Below are 6,843 nucleotides of genomic sequence, written 5' to 3'. Positions count from 1 at the left end.
TAAATTGGTAAAATTCTTCCGGTGCAATCAAAACCTTACGGATTCAGGTTCCAGTACATCATCAGCCAGCTCTTCCGGTTGGTCGGCCCCTTCAAACGATGGCTGGTCGCCATTGTGAATGATGATAATTTCAATGCCCTGTATATCACAGAGCGAAAAGACCAGCTCAGCGCTGAACCGAAGAAGTCTGTCCTTGTGGGATAATACCAGTCTTTTGATTTGCCGTTTCATGATCAGCTCAAGCAACAGGTTCAGGCCTTTCTTTCGGTAGTTCATGCCGGAACCAAGATCTCGGATCACCTGAGTTCGCCAACCCTTGGCAGAGCAATATGCTTCCAGTAGTTCTTGTTGCCTGTCCAGATCGGCTTTTTGATCGTGGCTGGATACACGGCAGTAGCAGAGTGTTGGTGCAGCTTCGTTGCTGAACCCCATGAGTTCAGCAACATCATAATAACGTGTGCCGCCCTTGGTTTTTCTGGCTGGAAGCAGTTCACCGGTACTCTCCCACTTTCTCAATGCTGAGTGGTCAGTACCCAATAAACGAGCGGCTTCACCAATCTTAACCAATCTCTTATTCATAATGGTGGATCATGCTGAAAATCATAGATTATTCAAGACTATTTTTAACCAGCCAGCACTACCCCGTCGGCAAGTCGCCATTACTCATCCCTTATTATTTTCTGGACGTTACCAAAAAGCTGTTTTAGTTCTTTCAAATCAAATTTTCTGTCTTCGAAAAGGTAGCCGCTCATAAAAATCTTGTCATTCCAGATATTTAATCCGGTGTAATCTTGGAAAAGTTGCTTTAGATGTTTCTTAAGCTTGGCGGTATGATCCTGATAAGTCCCGGGCTCCTTCCGTCTTTGTTCATTGCGCATAGCCACATCTGTTTTGGTGCAAACAAAATAGAGAGGAATACCTGCTTCTTTCACCTGCTTTATCATGGTCGCAGTAACGTTAGAAGGTTGTGTATAATGCGGAATAACCACCACCACCGCATCATAGGCGAGCAGGCCTGAACGTCTGGCCATTGCCTTCGGGTCATGATATTCCGTGATCTCTGGAATTTCACACAAATAAATGGGTTTTTCCCCTAGCTGATAGCGGAGGGTGTCCCGTTGACCTGAAGAATGGCATGATACCGGGACTTTGACGTGTTTGGCTTTTTGTGTGGCTGCGTCGGTCGTATTAACATCCGGAGTGGATGCTTCAGATGCACTATCGTTCAGTTTAATTGGCTTTTCAGAACTGTCAGTCTTGGAAACATTCTCGTCTGATGTAGAGAGGGAATTACTTGGAGATTCATCCTCATTTCTGACTTTAACAGAACCATCGTTCGTCTGATCCAACCGCCCTGCATCAACATCCACTTCATGTAGAAGATTAATCAACTCCGATTTTCCCGCGTTTGGTCCGGCCCCCAGAAGCCCTATGTTGATGTCCCGGGGGAAATTAACCGGTGCTCCGGGATCAACAGACACCTGATACACATCGAGACTGGCAGCACTGCGTAAGCGGCGAATATTACTGGCCATTACCGATGGTTCGCCCGTCAGGGGACACTGGCCAACACCCGGTATTGTAACCGACCGTTGGTTAAGGTCAGTGGCGGATGGCTGACTGTCCCGGGCGGAGCCGAACAGTTTTTGTTTGACTGTTGATAACCCCGCTACAACCCGGCCGCAAAAATAGTTGATCGGGCGCAAGGCTTGTTCGAGGACATACGCGACAGCACTGCCGATTGCAGCCGCCCCAGTGTAAACAAAATTCATAATTTACCTCCAGATTCAGTTGTTGAATCGACAACAATTTGGGTGAAAAAAATTACTTCAATGTTTCTTTTGACCACGGAATCAATATAAAGTTCAGGAAAAATAGTACGAAGATTCCAGAAGGCAGTCCGAGAATAGGGCAGAGGATCACGATTTGGTGAAACAAAATCAGTGCAGCAAACCAAATAGCTTGCCGCGATAGCGTTTGGCGATCAGATTACCCTGCCCCAGCTGATCAAACACCTGTAACATCAGCAGCCTGGCACCGTCTTCTCGGAACTCACGATCCCGGCGAACAATCGTCAGTAAATTTTCCAGCGCCTGTTCATTCTGGTCAGCAATCACCAACCGAATCGCCAGCTGGTAGCGAGCCTCATGATCATTTTCGTTGTCGGTCAGCCTGGTTTCCAGGGCATTTTGAGCAGGGGCATCGGCAACCATTTCGTAGAAAGAGAGCTTGGCTTTGAGCTGGGCAATGCCTTCTGCATCTGCCGGAAGTTCAGACATTAGCTTACGGGCTTGATCAATACGCCCCAGCTCCAGCAGTAGATTCAACTGCAATACTTGCAGGGCATGGCTCATCCTGCAAAATCTTCTGGAGTAGCTCCAGTGCCTGACCTGCCTCGCCGTCAGCCATCAGCGCCGCAACCTGCTGACGAATCATGTCGGCCGGACTCATGGTCAAGGGATCCAGCACTGCCCGAAGCTGCTCTTCTGACTGCAATAATAATGATACTTGCCACTGACGATAAAGCCTTTGCCGACATTTTTAACCCGCCGTTTTTTGGCGACCAGGTACCCCCTGATGCAATGTAATTAAACACTTCGCCGCAAGCCAGCGGAGAATCAACCCGACAGCACAAACGACTTCTTTAAGAATATCTTGGAATTAACAGTACTTTATATAATCAGGCTGCAACCCGGTACTGCCAAAATTATTTTACCCACAGAATCTGTGGATAAGTTTGTGGATGACCCACCACAACCCGTCACAAAGACCGATGTTTACTAATTCTTCATTAAACTGGTTGTTTTTTGACCTATTTTTTCTCTATATTTTTCAGATACTTAGGATAAGAACCCACAAAATCAGTCACTTATCGCAGTCAGAAAAAAATACATGCCAATCACTTGACATTTGTGCATAAAAAAATTTCACTACCTCTTTTAACCAGCGCCCAGCGACAACCGGGCAAATTCCGGGAACAAAGCCTTAATAACGAACAGTTATTAACCAAACATACTCAAACTGTGTATTCCCAAATCTGTATCATCGTTCTGCTCGTTTTTTCTGTACCGACAATGCAGGCAGTTTGCTATGATTTCGGACTTGAGAATCAACAGCCACACCTTGCCCGGGTATAGTTGAACCACCACCATTATTCTTAAGAAAGAACAGGTAGCTGCCATGAGTCTTGCTGATATGGTCCTGGCCGTTAACAACGACCTCCCGATCCGTACTGACCGTCCTGTTCACTCTGGCAAGGTGCGATCAGTTTACTGGCTTGGCGAAGCTGACAGCCGACGGCTGATCAAGGAACAAGGGTATGATGTCGCCGCAGATGCACCACTGGCCATTATGGTTATTTCTGACCGCATCAGTGCTTTTGACTGTATCTGGCATGGTGAAGGGGGACTCAATGGTATCCCCGGCAAAGGTGCCGCCCTTAATGCTATCTCTAACCACTGGTTCGATCTCTTCAGGCAGCAGGGCCTGGCTGACAGCCATATTCTGGATACCCCTCATCCGCTGGTCTGGATTGTCCAGAAAGCACAACCCGTGATGATTGAAGCCATCGGTCGTCAATATCTTACCGGCTCAATGTGGCGGGCATACAGTACTGGCGTGCGTGAGTTCTGCGGCATACGACTTCCAGAAGGGCTGGAGCAAAATCAACAACTGCCAGAGCTACTGATTACCCCATCAACCAAAGGTGTGCTGGAAGGCATTCCCAAAGTGCCTGAGGCTGATGACGTCAATATTACCCGTCAGGACCTTGAAGATAATTTCACGGCTTTCCATTTTCGTCATCCTGACGATATTGACCGTTACGAAACCCTGCTTCGCGAAGGCTTCCGGGTTATCAGCCAGTCCCTGGCAGCCCTTGACCAGATTTTTGTCGACACCAAATTTGAATTTGGTTATGTCACTGATGCCCGTGGGCAGGAAAAGCTGATTTATATGGATGAGGTTGGTACGCCTGACTCATCGAGAATGTGGGACGGTGAAGCCTATCGTCAAGGTCTGGTGATTGAAAATTCCAAAGAGAGCTTCAGGCAGTTTCTGCTTAACCACTTCCCTGATCCGGATATCCTGCTGAATAAAGAGAGAATGCCACAGCGGGAAGCCCTGGCCAGACACCATGCCTTACCGGAAAGCGCATTGATGGACCTTGCCAAAACCTATACCGACATCGCCGAAAAGATTATCGGAAAACCTCTCAATCTCTCGGAACACCCCAAAGCAGAGATTATTGAGATTCTGGATAAAGCGTATGGTTTGATTGATGCCACATAGCCCACAACGGGCGTTCACGAATAACCGATGAACAAAAGCACTCTGAGAGGGCATCAAGCATACATTATCCATGGGTTTCGGATGGAACCACAAAGGACACCAAGAGCACGGAGGAAAAGAAAATCTCTTCTTTTGCGTGAAAAATATTTTGCTCAACCATTTTTCACCGCTGGGGTGGCGCATAATATTTTCACGCGCCATGGGCATTTGTGCTCTTCGTGGTTCTGTCTTTCACATCCCGAGTCTGGGAGGAGGCGCTTAAAGAATACCAAGCCTGCTTTTACAGAGTAAGTTTATCGAAGGTTGTCATCGAAGGTTGTCCTCAATCACGTTGAGCAATCTCTGGCTGACATCTGCAGGGGCTGAGGTATTAACATCCTTTTCTACAGAAAGCTGAACCGCCTCAGGGTAATTACTCACCCTGACCGTCAACATCTTTGGCTCATCAGCAACATCGGTTTTTTCACCATTACTGAACCACCCTGACCAGAAGCGCTTTTTCTGTTGCTGCTGTGCCAATTGCGGAACACTGTCAGCCAGATAAAAGAGACCGGCTGAACGGTTACGGTCCACAACCTTTAGCCCAGCCTTATCCATAGATTGGGCAACGGCATCCCACACACGGGCATAGGACAAGCCCCGAACCGTCAGCACCGGGTTGCCATTACCATCCCGGCCCGATTCTGCCACTGAAGCAATATCAACTCCCCGGGCTTGAGAAACCGATGAGCGAGCATCATCCCGCGCCAGGTAAACCAGCAGCTCTGCCAGCACATCATTAGCCTTACGCTTGCTTCGCTCTCCCAGGTTATCCCAGTTCTCAGGAACCGAAGAGGGTTTTCCTTTTTTCGCCAATGGTCGTCCCTGATGATAAACATATACCTCAGTGGTTCCGACTTTCAGCCCATTGCGAACCACAAAGCGAAAGCGGTCTTCCATCGGCTCAAGATCATCAGCAGCAAACAACTTGCCCAATGTCCGATACATCACACCGTGTTCTTTATCGTTGCCAAAATCCTGCCACCGGGTCTCAACAATGCCTTTGGCAAACTCTGTGCCAGCGATGGCCATACCCTGCTCTTCCACCAGCTTTTCAATATAACCCAGCACATCAGGCCACACTTCACCGGGTTCACGATCAATGAATAACCATTCCTGGCTGCCATTGCGTTCGATACTGTATTGATCACCTTCTTTCAACACCAATCGCCGGGAAGGCCTGGGAACTTCGAACTTCCGTGGCAGTTTCTGGTCAGGCAGGCCCGCCTCAGGAATCATCAGAATATCCCCCAGCTCTCTGGCCCGGGATCCCGCCGGTAAGGTGATGGGCCTGGTGGTCCGCGCCTCGGTGTAGTCTCCGGCACGATCCCGAAGATACCCCTGCTGGCCAAATGGGTTGGCACAACCGGTCAGCACCAATGCGCTGATCGCAACAGACAGGCCCAACCGGCTATAGCTTTGCCACTCACTGATCCTTTGACCTGGAACCATCAAATCAACCCCGCCTTTTGCAGTGCACTTCTGACATCAGAGTGATAACACTCCGAAAGGGGCGTCAATGGTAATCGAATACCTTCCTTGATCATCCCCATCTCCTTTAATGCCCATTTTACTGGAATCGGATTGGCTTCCAGAAAGAGCTGACTGCTCAATGCTGCAATCCGGGCATTGAGTGCTTGCGCTGTGCTGCGATCGCCTGCCAGCGCAGCAACACACAATTCATGCATAATCCCGGGCGCAACATTGTTGACCACAGAGATAACACCATTGGCACCCTGGAGCATCAGCTCCATACTGGTAGCATCATCACCGGAGTAGATGGCAAAATCATCACCACACAACTCACGAATCTGTTTGCCACGCTCTACCATGCCGGTAGCTTCCTTGACACCGACAATATTATCCAGTTGACTCAGGCGACCAATGGTTTGGGGCAGCAGATCCACTGCTGTTCGGCCGGGAACATTATAGAGAATCTGGGGAATCGCGACCGATTCAGCCACCGTTTTGTAATGAAGGTAAAGCCCTTCCTGGGTAGGCTTGTTGTAATACGGTGTCACCAACAAACAGGCATCGACACCCAATGCCTTGGCTTCCGCCGTCAGATGAACTGCCTCAGCGGTTGAGTTCGCCCCGGTACCGGCAATCACTGGAATCCGGCCATTAACCTGATCCACCATCCATTGTAACGCTTCACAATGTTCCTGCACCGTCAAGGTGGCTGACTCACCCGTAGTACCCACCACTACGATCCCATCGGTTCCCTGGTCAATATGATGCTCCACAAGGGCTTGCATACTCTCCCAGTCCAGCTCACCATTGCCAAACATGGGGGTAACAATTGCCACCAGGCTCCCGGTAATCATCAGTTCACTCCTAAGGCAAAATCTTGCGTAATGTTACTCATGCCCCTTTACATGCACAAGACCGAAATCCATCACTCTCCAGCTGTTTGGAGAAAAAGCCTCCTTAAAGACTTGACCCGGATATTTCATCAACTGCCCCGAATCTCGCGCACGACCACATGGATGTGGGAGTCAGGGCGACGCAGGA

General features: G+C 49.1%; 7 protein-coding genes. 2 read left to right on the top strand and 5 right to left on the bottom strand.

Translation table 11 applies throughout. The annotated features are described in order from the left end of the window. Positions 1-27 precede the first annotated feature (27 nt). From KDK14_RS07880 to KDK14_RS07870, 3 genes are all read right to left on the bottom strand, one after another. A complete protein-coding gene (locus KDK14_RS07880; RefSeq protein WP_257264538.1) occupies positions 28-579 on the bottom strand; it encodes an IS607 family transposase in 552 nt (183 codons plus the stop codon). 80 nt (positions 580-659) lie between these two features. Beyond that, the gene (locus KDK14_RS07875; protein ID WP_257264537.1) at positions 660-1,535 is read right to left on the bottom strand and encodes a hypothetical protein; all 876 of its coding nucleotides are present in this window, start codon (positions 1,533-1,535) and stop codon (positions 660-662) included. Positions 1,536-1,940: 405 nt separating this feature from the next. After that, the gene (locus tag KDK14_RS07870) at positions 1,941-2,354 is read right to left on the bottom strand and encodes a tetratricopeptide repeat protein (protein WP_257264536.1); all 414 of its coding nucleotides are present in this window, start codon (positions 2,352-2,354) and stop codon (positions 1,941-1,943) included. Between the two features lie 27 nt (positions 2,355-2,381). On the opposite strand from KDK14_RS07870, the gene KDK14_RS07865 reads away from it, so the two are divergent. Next, positions 2,382-2,588 carry a hypothetical protein gene (locus KDK14_RS07865; protein ID WP_257264535.1) on the top strand — a complete coding sequence of 69 codons (207 nt, stop codon included), beginning with the start codon at positions 2,382-2,384 and terminating at the stop codon, positions 2,586-2,588. A gap of 592 nt (positions 2,589-3,180) precedes the next feature. Continuing rightward, on the top strand, positions 3,181-4,290 hold the full coding sequence (locus KDK14_RS07860; RefSeq protein ID WP_257264534.1) for a phosphoribosylaminoimidazolesuccinocarboxamide synthase: 1,110 nt from the start codon (positions 3,181-3,183) through the stop codon (positions 4,288-4,290). Positions 4,291-4,596: 306 nt separating this feature from the next. On the opposite strand, the gene bamC is transcribed toward KDK14_RS07860, so the two are convergent. After that, positions 4,597-5,781, bottom strand: a complete 1,185-nt coding sequence (bamC, locus tag KDK14_RS07855; RefSeq protein WP_257264533.1) for an outer membrane protein assembly factor BamC — start codon at positions 5,779-5,781, stop codon at positions 4,597-4,599. Beyond that, positions 5,781-6,656, bottom strand: a complete 876-nt coding sequence (gene dapA, locus KDK14_RS07850; protein WP_257264532.1) for a 4-hydroxy-tetrahydrodipicolinate synthase — start codon at positions 6,654-6,656, stop codon at positions 5,781-5,783. The genes bamC and dapA overlap by 1 nt, the downstream gene beginning before the upstream one ends. Between the last annotated feature and the right edge of the window lie 187 nt (positions 6,657-6,843).

Origin of the sequence: Endozoicomonas sp. ONNA2 (assembly GCF_024606365.1) — a bacterium.
Lineage (GTDB): Bacteria > Pseudomonadota > Gammaproteobacteria > Pseudomonadales > Endozoicomonadaceae > Endozoicomonas.
Note: the sequence above shows the minus strand (reverse complement) of the source record. Positions and strands in the feature narration are given on the sequence as shown.